Source organism: Candidatus Nanopelagicales bacterium (assembly GCA_018003655.1).
In the GTDB taxonomy this organism is placed as follows: Bacteria; Actinomycetota; Actinomycetes; order S36-B12; family UBA10799; genus JAGNDY01.
Genome location: JAGNDY010000017.1, coordinates 10,450 through 24,304, shown reverse-complemented (window position 1 = coordinate 24,304; position 13,855 = coordinate 10,450). Strand labels below are relative to the sequence as shown.

The window sequence follows — 13,855 nt, the reverse complement described above, 5'->3', positions numbered from 1 at the left end:
CCGGCCGGAGTACTGCTCGTAATCGAGACGGGCCTGGCGGCGGGCAAGAGATCGCTCATCGAGAAAGGCCTCGTATCCACCGCCGTACGTCGTGATCTGTTGCAGACTGCGGTCGATCTCCACGACCGTAGTCACCGTGCGGGCGAGGAACTCGCGGTCGTGACTAATAACAACCACCGGGGCATCCAGGCCACCGACGAACTCCTCCAGCATCTCGAGGCCGCGGCTGTCGAGGTTGTTCGTGGGCTCGTCGAGCAGATAGGCGTCGAAGCGCGCGAGCAGCAATACGGCCAGACCAACACGGGCCGCCGAGTAGGAATCCGCTGCGAACTCGTGGTCGTCGGCGAGCGCTGCGGACTGCCGGTCGAACTCCAACTGCGCGGCCAGTACTCCGGTGCGGCGCGTGAGGTGCTCGCGCACGGTCTCGTCGTCTGACGTCTCGGGCTCTTGCGTGAGATAGCCGATGTGAGCCGATGCCGGAGAGACACTGATCGTGCCGCCATCAGGTTCGCGAACCCCAGCGAGCAAGCGCAGCAGAGTGGTCTTGCCAGCACCGTTCGGGCCGACAAGTCCGATGACGTCGCCGGGCGCGACGACTAGGTCGAGGCCGGCGAACAACTCGCGGTCACCATGGCTGGCCGACACACCCCTGGCCTGCACGGTTGCGCTCATGGGTGCATCCTCGCGCGCGCCGCCTATCGTTTCGACATGACCCACACCTTCTCGCTCACTCACCGCACCGCGCTCATCACCGGTGCCGGATCGCCCGATGGCATCGGCGTTGCCGTCGCGCAACAGCTCGCCCAACAAGGTGCACGAGTGGTACTGACGGCCACGTCTGACCGGGTGCGCGATCGGGCGGTCGAGCTGACCGCAGCAGGTTTGCAAGCCCACGCGCTAATCGCGGACCTGACCGACCCCGCCGCAGCGGCCGTCGTGGTCCAGTCCGTGGTCGAGGACTTCGGCCACCTCGACATCGTGGTCAACAACGCGGGAATGGTTCAGACCGGCGTGACGCTCGACGTCAGCACTTTCGCCGACGATACGCCCGCCACGTGGCATCGCCAACTGGAAATCACCCTCATGACCGCGGTGAACGTCTCCCGTGCGGTGCTCCCGCACATGCGCAAGCAACGCCATGGCCGGATCGTCATGATGTCGAGCGTGACTGGGCCACTCGTGGTCGCCGCGGGCAGCAGCGCGTACGCCGCAGCGAAGGCTGGCATGGACGGTCTCATGCGATCGATCGCCATCGAGGAGGGCCGCAACGGCATTAACTGCACCTCGGTTGCGCCAGGCTGGATCCAGACGGGATCGTCGGAACCCGATGAACTCGTCGCCGGGTTGCACACACCAGTGGGCCGCCCGGGCACACCTGCGGAAGTCGCCGCAGTCGTCGGGTTTCTCGCCAGCGACCAGGCCTCCTACGTGACCGGCCAGACCTTCGTCGTCGACGGGGGAAACACGATCCAGGAAATCAAGGGATCCTAGGTTCCCCAAGCGGGACGCTCGGGGCGGTGACGGTGGCCTTTCTGTCAGATCGTGCTACGACGGTGCGGTCGGCCCGGCTATCAGAGGTCATTGAGCTGGGTACGAGTCGTGCAGCTGCGCCGACCCAGCCGGCAAGGTCAGGGCCGCGCGGTGTGACCGAGATCTGGTCCACACCCAATTGGGCGTAGGGCTCATTAGGTCGAGGAACCCGGCGGTGTCAGCGACCGGGTCCGCACCCGAGATGGCCATGATCCGTACCTCGGCCGGGTCCCGGCCCTCCGTCTGGCAGTGGCGGCGTAATACGTCGATCTTGTGCGCCATCTCCTGCGGCGCGATGGCGAACAAGTTGCAGGCATCGCCGTAGCGGGCGACCAGCCGCAGCGTTTTGCCTTCCCCATTGCCCCCGATCAGAATCGGAATCCGGTGGAGAGGTTGGGGTATGCAGATGGTCTCCGCCAAGTGGTACTGCTCGCCGAGGAACGGCCCGTCGTTGTCACTCCACATCTGCCGACAGATCTGCAGCGTCTCCTCCAGTCGCTCGAAGCGCTCGAACAGCGGGGGAAACGGGACCCCGAGTCCCAGGTGCTCGCGCTCGTACCAGGCAGCCCCAATCCCGAGCTGGGCGCGGCCACCGGACAGAACATCCAGCGTCGTGTACCCCTCCAGCATCGACTCCTGCGGGCCGCCGAAGTTCCCCAGCTGGAACCAATGGTCCATCACCGTGAGTTGATCACAGCCGCCGTCCTCCGCCGCCCGAGCGACATCGGCGAGCGCGGGGCGCAACTGCCAGTCGGTCGCCGCCTGCAGCAACGCCCCTTTCATCGAGAGGAAGGCGACGTCTGCCCGGGTGACCGCGCCCGGACCGCCTCGGGCGTCTCCGTCAGCGGCCGGAGTTCCCGCTGCCACGCGGTTATGGCTGGACCAGCACCTTCAACGCGGTGCGCTCGTCCATCGCCGCGTAACCCTTGGGGGTGTCTTCCAACCCGACCGTTCGATCGAAGACCTTGCCAGGATTCACGCTGCCGTTGAGCACGGCCGGCAGCAGTTGCTCGATGTACGCGCGCACCGGGGCGGGGCCGCCAGTGAGAGTGACGTTGGGACCAAAGAGGCTACCGAACCCGATCGGCGCCTCCTGATACTGCGGGACGCCGACTCGGCTGATCACACCGCCCGGGCGGACGATTCCGACGGCCTGCTGGTACGCCGGAAGGTGGCCTACCGCTTCCAGGACAATTGGGCTGCCACCGTCGGTGAGGTCGCGGACCTTCGCGATGCCCTCCTCGCCGCGCTCGGCGACGACAGCGGTGGCACCGTACTCGCGACCAAGATCGGTGCGTTCCGGATGGCGACCCATGAGCACAATCTTCTCCGCGCCCAATTGCTGGGCCGACAGCACGGCCAGCAGGCCCACAGCGCCGTCGCCGATCACGCAGACGGTACTGCCCTCGGTCACTGCGCCACGGGTGGCGGCATGCCAGCCGGTGCCGTATACGTCAGACAGAGTCAGCAGACTTGCAAGGAGTGCTTCGTCGCCGGTGTCGTCCACGCCGGGCACCTTGACCAAGGTTCCGTCAGCGAGCGGCACGCGGACCGCCTCGGCCTGGCCACCGGCGGTACCCAAGCGGGGGTCACTCCAGAAGCCGCCGTTGACGCACGATGTCTGCAGCCCAGCGCGGCAGAACTCGCAATGGCCGCAGGAGACCGCGAATGGGGCAATCACGAAGTCGCCAGTGCCGACCGTGGTGACTTCACTGCCGGTCTGCTCGACTACGCCGATGAACTCGTGCCCCATGGGCGTGCCAGCCTCGGTAGCCCGCATCGAGTGATAGGGGTGCAGGTCGCTGCCGCACACGCAGGTCCGGACCACGCGCACAAGCGCGTCGGCGGGCTGCTGGATGGTCGGGTCGTCGGCGTCGATGACGCGGACGTCGCCTGCGCCGTACATGTAGGTAGCTCGCATGCTTCAATCTAACCCCGGGTCGCTGAGTCCGGAAAGTGCCGGGCGCCCCGGCACTGACAGTGTCTGCCTCTGCCTCGTTCCTGCAACCACCGTCGAGTCCAGGACCGGTGTAGACCTGCGACGTCGGAAAGTCGCGATGCTCACGGGTGCTTCCACGAGCATCCTCGACGCGATCAGCCTCTGGTGCGACGGAAAACCCGGATCACCGATAAGTGGATCGCAGTTGCGCCATCTGCCAGGCTCGGGCCATGTCACTGGGTCCGATCACCCCGACCGGACGGCCAGCTACCTCGACGAGCGCCCACTGCTGAGGTGTATCTGAGAGCAGCCCCATCAATCCGTCAAGCCCCGACTGCGGCGACACTTTGAGCGTGGGCGCTAGGGACCGCGCGAGCTGCGACAGCGTTGTGGAACTCCGGTACTGCGGGTCGACCGCGAGGAGGCGATCCAACGTGAGCAGTCCCGTCAGGCTGTCCTGGTCATCGACGACGGGCCAGCCCTGCTCCGTGCGCTGATCATCGAGGCCCATCAACACCTGAGCCACCGTCATCGTGGACCGCAAGGGATGAGTAGGCCGCATGATCTGGCCGACATACATCGTCGCCAAGACCCTGAGGACTCGGGCCTGACGTTCCTCACCCCGAGCCGAAACGACCAAGAACGCTCCCACCAGCGAAAGCCACAACCCGCTCAGGCCGTACAACGTGAAGGCGGCCACGATCCCCAGGCCGATCATGGCAACTCCGAACACTTGGCCTACCCGTGACGAGACCACAGTCCCTCGGAAGCGATCACCGGTGAGCTTCCACACGACCGCCCGCAGCAGCCGACCACCGTCAAGCGGCGCCGCAGGAAGAAGGTTGAAGATGCCCAGCACGATGTTTATCGCACCCAACCAGCCGAGGACGTCGATCGCGATTCCGGGGATGCCAGCGTCGGCGCCGAGCTGGGCCACAGCAAAGAAGAACCCGCCGAGCAGCAGGCTTATCAGCGGGCCTACGCCACTGATGCGCACCTCCGTGGCGGGATCGTCCGGCTCTCCAGCGAGTTTGGAGACGCCGCCGAGCAGCCACAGCGTTATCCCCTGCACACCGATACCGTTGCGGCGGGCCAGCACGGCGTGCCCGAGTTCATGTGCGAGCAACGAGATGAAGAACAACAACGCGGCAATCGCTCCGGCGCCCACGTAGACGGTCAGCGACTGACCCGGACGTGACAGCGGAAGCTCGGAAAATGCGAGTGTTCCCCAGATCAGGGCGAAGATCAGAAGGACGCTCCAGTTGACACCGACCTCGATGCCGAAGATGCGACCGATACGCAGCGTCTGGTTCATGTTGATTCAGTTCGCCTGGGTAACCCGTCGACGGCATCGGAGGGTGCGGTAGCACCGCACCCTCCGATCTTCCAAGTCGGCACGTGACCACTCTCCTTGGAAGTCTCCCCGTCAGCTTTCGATGGCGTCTAGGGCTTCCTCGCGACTCGTATTCCTCGTGTCGAGCTTCGTCAGGCGGTCGTACCCGCGAATAGGGCCGAAAGGTCCAGCGATGGGACGTGCCGTTGGCTAGCGAGCGAAACGTACTTGCGGGCTAGGGCGTCCTTTCCGAAGCCGAGCACGGTGCTCAGCAACCCGATGGCCTCGGGTAGGTCGCTTGTGGCTTCGGCTGATATCACACGCCGCCACATCGCCTCTTCCAACGCGTTGAACGCCGTCTGAACCTCCGAGATGCCAAAGCCCTGGTCGTAGCGCTCGACTGCGATCTCCTCGCAGTACTCGCTAATCCCGGCAAGGTTCCGCGTCCGGATTGCATCTAGGACGAGAGCGAAAAGGTCGGCAAGTCGCTGCCGAGTGAACTGTTCCCCGGCCTCCTCGTAGTGGGTGACCTGCGAGCGCTGGAGTGCCGCGTAGGCCTCGTCCAGCACACCTGGTTCAGCCTGCGTCAGCAGGACATCGAGATCCATACCGCTGTACCTCCTCGCGTTGGCCCCGATCCTTTCACACGGGGTCCCCCTTGTATCACTCAGCGGCAGACTCAGGACGGAGCTGCTGCGAATAGCTATTTGTGGTTTCCAGATCCAATCGACCACCGTCATCGGGTTGCGACCGGTCACGCGCTCGAAGTCGTCACTGGCCAATGCGGCATCGCCGTGTCCGACGCCACCGACGCTGCCAGGGCGGCAGCGTCCATCGTGCTAACTACCCCCGGACTCACGGTGATCATCGAGGCGATCAAGGAGAGCCGCAGAATCTTCCAGCGGATGAATAGCTACGCGATCTACCGCATCACTGAGACACTTCGTGTGCTGCGATTCATCACTGCTGTGATCCTGGTTTTCAATTTCTTTCCCTTAACAACGATCCAGATCGTCATGCTGGCATTGCTCAATGACGCAGCGATCCTGTCCATTGCCTACGACAATGTTTGTTACGAAAATCATCCCGAGGCCTGGAACATGCGCCTGGTGCTGGGCATAGCCACGGTGCTAGGCGTTGTCGGCCCGCTCGCGGTCTTCGGAGTCTTTATGGCACCCATCGGCTGGGGGTATGCGGCCTTCGTCTGGGGCTAAGCCCTCGCCTGGTTCCTCATATCTGACCGAGTGAAACTGCTCGCCTACCGGATATTCGACCCAACCCACGGCACGACACCGACAGTTCTGACGCCCCCGATCGCCACCGTCAGCAAGTGAGCAGCGAAAACGACGGAAATTGGCCCGGCGAGAACTGTCCTTGAATGCCCCTGACCTCAGACGGTCCACTCGAACATGACACCCATGATGGTGCTGTGACCCGCTGAGGCAGGCCAGAGAATGAGCGGAACAGAGTCAGCCAGTGATTCGTGGCCGAGTTAGCGGGCCCAGGGATGAGCCGCGACGAAGGGGACTCTTGCCCATTGTTTGCCGAGACCCCAGGTGGCGCCGGCACCGGTCAGAGCGACGACGATCAGGACGAGCGCGTTGATGAAGTGATCGTCAACGATCGGGTTGGTGGAACGTGTGGCGGCACCGGCACTGGTGAACTGGGCCAGTGGGTATGCGGCTAGCCACATGAAGGCGAGAAGCAGCACACCTGAAGCTGCGGCGACGCGCATCGCGACGCCCGCAATCATGGCTACGCCGATCCCGAGCAGTCCTGCCATGAAGAGCCAGTCCGCCCACGGTGCTCCGGCGAAGGAGTGGAACAGCGACTGGAACGGGCCAACTGCCACCCCGCTCAGGAAGCCCTTGGTGGGTGATCCTCCGTTGATCCAAGCCCCCGCCGACGAGGTTGAGTAGTGCAAGCCGAACAGCTTGTCGACGAACGCCCACAGAAATACGAAACCGATTGCGATCCGCATGACGGCGAGTGCTCTGGCAGCTGCTGGACTGATGACGGAAACGACCTCGGGTGTCCTGGACGTCGGACTAGTGCCGCGTGCTGTCGCTGTTGGATTGTTTGACTCCGGTGTAGCCATTGCGGCCGCTCCTAACTGGCATCGGATTGACCGCCGCTGATGCGTCGGCGCGGCGACTAGCGACGGGTGGTGTTCAGCAGGGGTCCCTTCTGGCGCGATCGATGGCGCGGTGCCGAAGTCATTGAGTCGGCCTGCTGATGATGACTTTGAGGGCGCCCGTTTCGCCGGCTCGCGAGAAGACGTCGTACGCCTCAACGAATTGATCGAAAGTGAAGTGGTGGGTGACGAAGCGTCTGGCGTCGAGTTGGTGACTGGCAAGGAGCTTGAGAAGTGTCGGTGTCGAGTACGTATCGACCAGACCTGTCGTGATGGTGACGTCTCGATCCCAGAGTCGTTCAAGGTGCAAAGTCGCGGGTGTGCCGTGTACGCCGATGTTGGCGATGTGTCCGCCGGGGCGAACCAGATCTGTCGCGAGTTCGAACGTTGCAGGCACCCCTACCGCTTCGATGGCGACGTCCGCACCGAGGCCACCGGTCAGCTCGAGTACCGCAGCAATCGGGTCTTGCTCGGAGTTGTTGATCACAGCTTCGGCGCCGAATTCCTGGGCGGAAACCAGGCGTGACTCGGCCATATCGATCGCGATCACCAGACTCGGGCTGAACAACCGTGAGCCGCTAATTGCGGACAGCCCGATTGGTCCGGCCCCGACGACGACGACAGAATCACCAGGGCGTACCTGCCCGTTCAGGACTCCGATTTCATATCCAGTCGGCAAAATGTCGGAGAGCATCAGCGTTTCTTCGTCACTGAATCCGGCAGGCACTGGATAGGTCGAGTTGTCGGCAAACGGGACGCGTACATATTCGGCCTGAGTGCCGTCAATCTCGTTTCCGAGGATCCACCCGCCGCCTCCAAGGCACTGGCCGTACCGGTGATCGCGGCAGAACCTGCAAACGCCGCAGGCGCTGATACAGGACACCAGCACCCGGTCTCCGATCGCAACGTTCTTCACCGCGGAGCCGACCTCTGCAATGGTTCCGACAGCCTCGTGCCCGATGATCCGGCCATCAGTGACGGTCGGCACGTCACCCTTGAGGATATGGAGATCAGTGCCGCAAATCGTCGTCGTCTCAACGCGGACAATGGCGTCGGTATCATCGACCAACCGCGGATCTGCGACATCTTCCCAAGCCATCTTTGACGGGCCGTGAAATACAACAGCCTTCATGGAATCCTCCAGCGCTGTTCGGTTACCCCTGAAGCCAGGCTACGCCCGGACTCATCGGCTCGCTAGTGTCGAACTTCCCGGTGATTTCGAAGTAGTCAAGAAGATCTGGTTCGGAGTGCTGCCCCGCGCGGATGATGACGTCACTAGATCGTGCAGCAGACCCGACGCCGGGATGGTGGGCGTCGTAAATCTCGTCTGACGGCCCAGACCGCGATCAACACCGCGCAGCCAGGGGTTGGAACTTACTAGCCACGGTTCGGGTTCCTGAGGAAGTCGCGCAGGTAATCCTTGCGGGCGGTGATCACCGCCCCGGTGATTCGAAGACCCACCCGCCAAAGCAGCAGTGACCAAAGCACCGAGAATACGGCTGAGGTGAGCCTGAGGTAATTCTCGACTCCGAAGACAAAGTCGGGATTGAAGACAGAACCTGGCAGGGTTTCATCGAAGACGAACAGACGGAACAGCAGCGCGGGAACCAGCAGCGTCAAGACTGCGGCCGGGAAGGCGACAAGTACCGGTGCGCCTAGCGCAGCGAACCAACGTGGCCATGTGCCGCGACGACGTATGCGTTGGCGCAACGGGATCGGGTGATAGGGGAACAACGCACCGGCAACGGAGGCAAGACCGAAGAAACCAAACGGCATCGCCACCACAGCTAATGCCACCGCCAGCGCAGTCAGGGGCCGCCCCAAGCTGGGCGCCAGCAACAGCGACAGAGCGACGCATGCTGGTGATATGAGGATCACAAGTGTTAGGTGGCGCACTGTGAACCTTCTGCGCAGGACAGGGGGTTGGTCAAGTGCTGCCAGAGTCTGGGCTGGGTTGGCACCGAGAACGTTTGTTGCTGATACATCTGCGAAGGCCCAGACCGCGATCGCGAACGGTAGGAAGGCCAGGGACTCGGTATTCGTCACAGATCTTGGGCCGAGCAAGAACCATCCGAATAGCAATATTGTCGTGTTGACCACGACAGCACCCAGAATGTCGAAAGGCGGGCGTATCGCCACCCGCAACTGTGCAGCAACCTCAGACCACAGGGTGGGAAGCGTGCTAGCCGTCGGTGCTTGGCCTCTTGCGCTGCCCACGGACTCCCCAAACCATGACTGCCGCGATAAGTAGCCATTGCTACCAAACGCAGTCTCGCGCGAGTTTAGTCCTTTGCGCCTTGACACAAATGAATAGCGAGACGGGTAGACAAGCGCTGAAACCCATACTCCGCGCGGCGGTCTGGGAGTCGGCAATCGGTGCCGCTCGAATCAGGCCTATTGTCTCGTTGGGTGACGTCCTCATGACGGCGGAACCAATGAGAACAGAATCAGCCCGGCGGCGAGTGAGCAGCCATTTGCGATCAATGAAGCAGCGATTACTACAAGTAGGTCGCGACGGAGCCAAACAAAGAGCAATCCCGCTTCGAGCGCGCACACGACAACTTCACCCACGAGCACGGCACCGACTGACGAGACATATTGCCCTACAGCAGGCACAAGCACGAAGGTGAACAGCAAATGGCTCACCAGGTTGACGACGATCGCCGCTGCAAGCGCTTCCCGTAGGCGCACACCAACAAAGTGGGTGAGCAAGAGACAGTAGATCGGCGTTTCGACTGCCAAGGTCAGCGCAAGGGCTTCCACATATAGCGGCGCGCTCACGTCAACCTTGTTCGACGGGTTCTGCTCACTGCGGCGTAGCGTTAGGCTGAGCGATCATGACGCCATTCTCCACGCTCGCGGATACTTGCGACCCGAGCCTGCCCGGTTGCAACCCGGAAAGCTACGCACCCGTTGTCATCGGGTCACTGCTCGTGGCGCTCGCGTTTCTGCTCATCGTCGCCGGGATCGTGGTCCTCGTCGTGATCTTGATTGTCCGAGGACGTCGCAAGCGCAACGCGGCCAGTGGGGGTGGCTCGGAGGTGCCGGGCGCGAGCACCGGCAGTCAGGCGCCCGCAAGCTGGCAGGCGGATCCGACTCGTAGGTTTCGCTGGCGGTGGTGGGACGGAAGGAGTTGGACCGACAACGTGTCCGATGGCGGACCGCCGCAAATCGACCGAGGCGACGAGACGCACTTTGACCCGCAATAACGACTCACTTGAGACTTTCTTTGTTGGCCGTTGCGTGCATCGCACGTTCAATGATCATCTGCGTCACCGCAGGTATGACCCAGTCGCAGGGTTCAGGCAAGACCAGGTTGTTTATTGAGGAGTCCTCATGCGACACAAGCTCAACAGTTCGGGGCGCATGTCGGCACTGGTTGCCGCGGCTGCCTTGTTAGGCGTCGCAGGCTGTTCGGCGGACACGTCGCTCTCGGTCGACGAGCCTGCGCCGACCGTCGCGTCGGAGAAAGCGCAGCCCATTCCTATGCCTTCGCCGACGGTGGATGCGAAAGCAAAGAAGCTGGTCAAAGACCTGCCAGTTCCACCGATCACGTTCAAGAAGTCCATCAACCTGACGATCTCCAACCACTCATCGTGGCCGGTCGCCGCGAGCATCGCATGGTTGGGCTTCTTCAAGGAGGAGCACAATACGAAGCTCCTGCAGCCTCGTCAGGATATGAATGCGTCGAGCGTTCCGCTTCCGAACGTGCCCGCCACCATGATTTGGGCCGCGATCGCCACTGACCATACGAAAGCAAACGCGGACCTGTCGAACGTAACCTTCGTGAACTCGTACAAGGGCGAACCGTTTGTGCTCGGGTATCTCACTGTTGACGGCGTGCGGCAGCCGAGTTGGAATCACACGTGGCCCCAACCCGGACAACGCGTCTACGTGTACTCCGGCGTCGGCTACACGGTCGAACGCAAGGCTGACGCGGGAGATCACAAGATCTTCGTCATTACCGTTTTCGACGCCCCACGAGCCGCCCCGCCAAAGTAGGGCGCCGGACGATTCGCAAGCGAGCGGTGCCGCGCGTCGCTTATGTTCGGGTCGGGTTCGGAGTTCCTGAGGACAGAGCCTGCGGCTAGTTTTTGCTGGTTTCCGGATCTAGGGTGAGTCATGGCCAAGTGGAGTTCGTGGGTATTCGCAGGACTGATGCTGGCTATCGCGGCCGTGGACATCCTTCTGCCGGAGGAGGTTCTTCTACCGATCATGTGGGTCCCGGTGGTGGCGTCGGCAGCGTTCGCCGTCCCTCGCCGTACCGGCCTACTGATCGCATGGGGCTTGCTCTTGACGCTGGGCCTCTTCTATCTCGATGATTACGTGATCAACACCGACTACTGGATCCGCCTGGTCGGCTTGATCCTGATTGCAGTATTGGCGCTTTACCTTGCTCACGTAGCCGAGCAACGTGAGTCGCTGCTCCAGGAACGCTCACTGATCGACCCCCTGACCGGCCTGCCCAACCGCCGATGGCTGTACAACCGGTTGGACATCCTGCTTGATCAGCGCAGCAGGGACCGGTCCCTCGCCGTGCTCGTAATTTCCTTGGACGGGCTCAAGGCAGTGAACACGATGGGCGGGCACGCTCGGGCCGACGCCGCCCTTATGGCGGACGCGCAACGGTTCAGCGCAAGCGTTGGCGAAGGGGACGTCGTGCACCGGTCCGGGGATCACGAATTCGTGGTCGTGTGCCCCGACCTCGCCGACATGGACGAAGTTTCGGCGCTCTGCAACAAGTTGATCGAATCGTCGTACATGCGTGCATTGGACGAAGCCGGGTTCAACCTCGATGCGACCATCGGTGCGCTAGTCATTCCGCCTGGCGTATCGATGACTTCCGATGATGCCGTTCGAGAGGCCAGCGCGCTGGTAATGGGATTGAAGATCACCTGTCCCGGCAGCTACGTCGTCGAGTTCGCGGAGGTCAAAGCACGAGCGTGAAGTGCCGCATGAATAGCTCGCGCCAGGCGTCAAGGCATCGCGACCGGGATGCTCTGTGCGTTGTTGAAGAGGTTCTGCGGATCGTACTTCGCTTTGACCTTCACCAACCGGGTTAGGTTCTCACCGTAGTAGTTCTGGAGGTAGTCGGTCAGCGCGCGGTTGGGGAAATTCTGGTAGCTCTGGTCGAGAGTATGTGGCGTCGCGAGCGTCATCACTTCCTCAGACCACCTCAGCAGGCCGTCTGACACTTCTGCGGGAGCATCGTTTGGCCAGACGACTGTGGCCCGCAATATCAACGACACGTCACGGTGGAAGTAGGCCGTGTCCTTAGGTGCGACTTTGCTGACGACGGGGCCGCCAACCCAGCCGAAGAGCCATACCGAACCCGTTGCCTCGGCGGACTGACTCGGGCAGTTTTCCAGCGCGTCAACCAATCCCGCAAGAAGATCATCAGGCAGTCGATCACGGGCAAAGCGATTCGGCTCCGCGAACGAGTGAGGCTGCGGGTTCATGGTGCTCAGGTTGGATTGGGCTTGCCAGAAACTCAGTGGTTCTAGCGTCTGCGACGTCATCCCGGCGATGCTTGAGATCGGCGCCAGCAGGTCCCGGGCTTCGCTTTCGGTGCCCACATACTGTCCGCGCACCATCGAACGGATCGCGGCATTCTGCGCACGCTCGGCGATCGGGACCGCCTCTGCCATGCACACCGCGTTAAGCCCAGCCGGCGCAGTCTGCATAAGAGTGTCGAAGCGCTTGAAGACCTCAAATGCAGCGTCCGATCCGCGGAACTCGAACTGGAAGTAGACAACGGAAGTCGGTACCTCAACCAGCGAGAAGGTGAACTGGGTATTGATGCCCAAGCTGCCCCCGGCGGCGCCCTTGCATGCCCACAACAAGTCGGGATTCGATCGGGAATTGGCCGAGATTAGGGAGCCGTCGGCGGTCACCATCTGCGTATCAAGCAAGTGATCGCAGGTCAGGCCTGCCCAGTGCGTGTTGAAGCCGATTCCACCACCTAGGACGAGGCCCCCTAGTCCGATTCCGACACAGGTGCCGACCGGCAAGAAGTGTGGCCCCTTGTTGAGGGTGTCCGACAGATCCTGGTTGAGGGCGCCTCCGCCAGTCGTGACGGTGCCGGCCTGGCGATCCACGACAACAGCGTTCAGTCTGCTGAGGTTGATGACGAGACCTTCGGTTGTTGAGAAGCCTGCGTAAGAATGGCCACGACCTCGCGCCACCGGTTGGATGCCGTTCTCTTTGCACCAGTTGATGCACTCCACCACGTCGGACTCATCTGCGACGACTGCGACAGCCAATGGCATGACCGATAGGTAGCGACCATTGGTGGGCTCTGACGCGGCGCTGTACCCGGGATCCTCAGGTACCAGGACTTGACCCTTCAAACGGGACTGCAGGCCAGCCAGCATCGAGCCGCTCTTCGGAGGTGCGCAACCAGTCAGCCACGCCATCGCTCCTAGCCCGGTGACCGCACCAACGGCGAGGAACGACCTTCGCGACATGTCCATGAGGCACTCCGCCAATTCGTCCGGTCAACACCGCGACCGGCTGCCACTGCGCTCGGGCAACCATACCCGCTGGATTTGGCCGTGGACTTCAAAGGGAAGTGCGATGATGATGGGCGCGGGTGGCGCACGGACGACTTGCACGCCATCTGCTCGGTGCACCCCAGCCCTGTGCTGATGATCACTTCTACTCTCTTGCTATCACGGGGGCGCTTGAACCAAAGGTCAAGGTCACTGCAGCCGCTGCTCAGTTAGTCGGCTAACGCGACGCTGCCGCTAGACCATCGAGTATTAGTCCCACTCCGAATTCGAACTCATCGCTATAGCTGTAACCGGGTTGCAGGACGTGCTCGGTTGTCAGTTCCACCAGGTGCGGATATCGATCGACAGGCATCCCGGCCATAATCGCCTCGGCAAGCTCGGCGGTCTGTTCACCCGTCTCGAACGGC

Annotated in this window: 16 protein-coding genes; 5 read left to right on the top strand and 11 right to left on the bottom strand. The window is 62.4% G+C overall.

All coding sequences use genetic code 11. The features are described 5' to 3' along the window. A partial coding sequence (locus tag KAZ48_04470; protein ID MBP7972032.1) for an ABC-F family ATP-binding cassette domain-containing protein occupies positions 1–672 on the bottom strand: 672 nt, incomplete at its 3' end. A 36-nt stretch (positions 673–708) separates the two neighbouring features. Between KAZ48_04470 and KAZ48_04465 the strand changes: the two genes are divergently transcribed. Next, the gene (locus tag KAZ48_04465; protein ID MBP7972031.1) at positions 709–1,491 is read left to right on the top strand and encodes an SDR family oxidoreductase; all 783 of its coding nucleotides are present in this window, start codon (positions 709–711) and stop codon (positions 1,489–1,491) included. Positions 1,492–1,578: 87 nt separating this feature from the next. Here KAZ48_04465 and KAZ48_04460 read toward each other — a convergent pair whose 3' ends face one another. The 4 genes from KAZ48_04460 to KAZ48_04445 form a co-directional block, all read right to left on the bottom strand. After that, entirely contained in the window at positions 1,579–2,397 is an 819-nt protein-coding gene (locus KAZ48_04460) for an LLM class flavin-dependent oxidoreductase (protein MBP7972030.1), read from the bottom strand. Between the two features lie 4 nt (positions 2,398–2,401). Further along, positions 2,402–3,451 carry an alcohol dehydrogenase catalytic domain-containing protein gene (locus KAZ48_04455; GenBank protein ID MBP7972029.1) on the bottom strand — a complete coding sequence of 350 codons (1,050 nt, stop codon included), beginning with the start codon at positions 3,449–3,451 and terminating at the stop codon, positions 2,402–2,404. A 202-nt stretch (positions 3,452–3,653) separates the two neighbouring features. Further along, entirely contained in the window at positions 3,654–4,784 is a 1,131-nt protein-coding gene (locus tag KAZ48_04450) for a site-2 protease family protein (protein MBP7972028.1), read from the bottom strand. A gap of 170 nt (positions 4,785–4,954) precedes the next feature. Beyond that, entirely contained in the window at positions 4,955–5,410 is a 456-nt protein-coding gene (locus KAZ48_04445; protein ID MBP7972027.1) for a hypothetical protein, read from the bottom strand. A gap of 186 nt (positions 5,411–5,596) precedes the next feature. Between KAZ48_04445 and KAZ48_04440 the strand changes: the two genes are divergently transcribed. Then, positions 5,597–6,016 carry a hypothetical protein gene (locus KAZ48_04440; protein MBP7972026.1) on the top strand — a complete coding sequence of 140 codons (420 nt, stop codon included), beginning with the start codon at positions 5,597–5,599 and terminating at the stop codon, positions 6,014–6,016. A gap of 278 nt (positions 6,017–6,294) precedes the next feature. Here KAZ48_04440 and KAZ48_04435 read toward each other — a convergent pair whose 3' ends face one another. From KAZ48_04435 to KAZ48_04420, 4 genes are all read right to left on the bottom strand, one after another. Then, complete coding sequence (locus tag KAZ48_04435; GenBank protein MBP7972025.1) at positions 6,295–6,900, bottom strand: DoxX family membrane protein; 606 nt, start codon at positions 6,898–6,900, stop codon at positions 6,295–6,297. Between the two features lie 118 nt (positions 6,901–7,018). After that, positions 7,019–8,068 (bottom strand): zinc-dependent alcohol dehydrogenase family protein, encoded by a 1,050-nt coding sequence (locus tag KAZ48_04430; GenBank protein ID MBP7972024.1) that lies wholly within the window; start codon positions 8,066–8,068, stop codon positions 7,019–7,021. Between the two features lie 245 nt (positions 8,069–8,313). After that, on the bottom strand, positions 8,314–9,036 hold the full coding sequence (locus tag KAZ48_04425; protein ID MBP7972023.1) for a hypothetical protein: 723 nt from the start codon (positions 9,034–9,036) through the stop codon (positions 8,314–8,316). A gap of 318 nt (positions 9,037–9,354) precedes the next feature. Then, positions 9,355–9,717, bottom strand: a complete 363-nt coding sequence (locus KAZ48_04420) for a hypothetical protein (protein MBP7972022.1) — start codon at positions 9,715–9,717, stop codon at positions 9,355–9,357. A 56-nt stretch (positions 9,718–9,773) separates the two neighbouring features. Here KAZ48_04420 and KAZ48_04415 point away from each other — a divergent pair, with 56 nt between their 5' ends. The 3 genes from KAZ48_04415 (at position 9,774) to KAZ48_04405 (ending at position 11,883) form a co-directional block, all read left to right on the top strand. Next, complete coding sequence (locus KAZ48_04415; protein ID MBP7972021.1) at positions 9,774–10,145, top strand: DUF2510 domain-containing protein; 372 nt, start codon at positions 9,774–9,776, stop codon at positions 10,143–10,145. A gap of 127 nt (positions 10,146–10,272) precedes the next feature. Next, positions 10,273–10,938, top strand: a complete 666-nt coding sequence (locus KAZ48_04410) for a hypothetical protein (GenBank protein MBP7972020.1) — start codon at positions 10,273–10,275, stop codon at positions 10,936–10,938. A gap of 120 nt (positions 10,939–11,058) precedes the next feature. Continuing rightward, positions 11,059–11,883 carry a GGDEF domain-containing protein gene (locus KAZ48_04405; GenBank protein ID MBP7972019.1) on the top strand — a complete coding sequence of 275 codons (825 nt, stop codon included), beginning with the start codon at positions 11,059–11,061 and terminating at the stop codon, positions 11,881–11,883. Positions 11,884–11,912: 29 nt separating this feature from the next. On the opposite strand, the gene KAZ48_04400 is transcribed toward KAZ48_04405, so the two are convergent. After that, the gene (locus KAZ48_04400) at positions 11,913–13,409 is read right to left on the bottom strand and encodes an FAD-binding oxidoreductase (protein ID MBP7972018.1); all 1,497 of its coding nucleotides are present in this window, start codon (positions 13,407–13,409) and stop codon (positions 11,913–11,915) included. Between the two features lie 256 nt (positions 13,410–13,665). Next, on the bottom strand, positions 13,666–13,855 hold a 190-nt coding region (locus tag KAZ48_04395), incomplete at its 5' end, for a hypothetical protein (GenBank protein MBP7972017.1).

What these genes read in the sequence shown, in the direction of transcription:
- KAZ48_04465 (MBP7972031.1), top strand. Translation starts at nt 709, where the DNA reads ATGACCCACACCTTCTCGCTCACTCACCGCACCGCGCTCATCACCGGT.
- KAZ48_04455 (MBP7972029.1), bottom strand. Translation starts at nt 3,451, where the DNA reads ATGCGAGCTACCTACATGTACGGCGCAGGCGACGTCCGCGTCATCGAC.
- KAZ48_04450 (MBP7972028.1), bottom strand. Translation starts at nt 4,784, where the DNA reads ATGAACCAGACGCTGCGTATCGGTCGCATCTTCGGCATCGAGGTCGGT.
- KAZ48_04445 (MBP7972027.1), bottom strand. Translation starts at nt 5,410, where the DNA reads ATGGATCTCGATGTCCTGCTGACGCAGGCTGAACCAGGTGTGCTGGAC.
- KAZ48_04435 (MBP7972025.1), bottom strand. Translation starts at nt 6,900, where the DNA reads ATGGCTACACCGGAGTCAAACAATCCAACAGCGACAGCACGCGGCACT.
- KAZ48_04430 (MBP7972024.1), bottom strand. Translation starts at nt 8,068, where the DNA reads ATGAAGGCTGTTGTATTTCACGGCCCGTCAAAGATGGCTTGGGAAGAT.
- KAZ48_04415 (MBP7972021.1), top strand. Translation starts at nt 9,774, where the DNA reads ATGACGCCATTCTCCACGCTCGCGGATACTTGCGACCCGAGCCTGCCC.
- KAZ48_04410 (MBP7972020.1), top strand. Translation starts at nt 10,273, where the DNA reads ATGCGACACAAGCTCAACAGTTCGGGGCGCATGTCGGCACTGGTTGCC.
- KAZ48_04405 (MBP7972019.1), top strand. Translation starts at nt 11,059, where the DNA reads ATGGCCAAGTGGAGTTCGTGGGTATTCGCAGGACTGATGCTGGCTATC.
- KAZ48_04400 (MBP7972018.1), bottom strand. Translation starts at nt 13,409, where the DNA reads ATGGACATGTCGCGAAGGTCGTTCCTCGCCGTTGGTGCGGTCACCGGG.